This window comes from Paenibacillus sp. OT2-17, assembly GCF_009827695.1.
Classification (GTDB): Bacteria; Bacillota; Bacilli; order Paenibacillales; family Paenibacillaceae; genus Paenibacillus; species Paenibacillus polymyxa_B.
Genome location: NZ_WUDQ01001030.1, coordinates 1 through 587, shown reverse-complemented (window position 1 = coordinate 587; position 587 = coordinate 1). Strand labels below are relative to the sequence as shown.

General features: G+C 35.1%; 1 pseudogene. It reads right to left on the bottom strand.

Going from position 1 to position 587, the window contains the following annotated elements:
* Positions 1 to 587 (bottom strand): annotated as a pseudogene (locus tag GRP75_RS28880) (branched-chain amino acid transport system II carrier protein); the annotation flags it as partial.

The following is a 587-nucleotide window of genomic DNA, read 5'->3' as shown; positions in this document are numbered from 1 at the left end:
TAGAAGCTCCCATGTATGAAAGAGACGTATAGATAAAAGCTAAGAGTATAACCGCAATTGCTATCGCTTTGGCACAAATGATCATCAACTCTTTTTTGGAAGTAACTCCTCTATCCTTAATTGCATTCACAATGATAATTCCAAAAATAAAGGCTACAAGAGCGTCCAATGTTAAATACCCCTCTTGAAAGCCTTTGAAAAAGACATTCGATGTATAACCCTCCGCAGGTTCTTGGAACTTTCCTATTGGGTGAATAATAGCTACAATCACAAGTAATCAAATGAATGTCAATTTAATGAGTGTTAAAAACTTTCCAATTACATCAATAATTTTTGTAGGATTAAGTGATAACAAACATGCAACTGCAAAAAAAAGGATAGTAAATACAAAAAGTGCGACAGGATGATCTGCATTGTTTGAAAAAAAAGGTTTTACTCCAATTTCAAATGACACACTACCGGTTCTAGGAATTGCATATAAAGGCCCGATGGCTAGATAAAGAATGGTTGTAAAGACAATGCCGAATACAGGATGTATACGACTCGCTAAAGTTTGCAAATTGCTTTTGCCCGAAAAAACAAAGGCT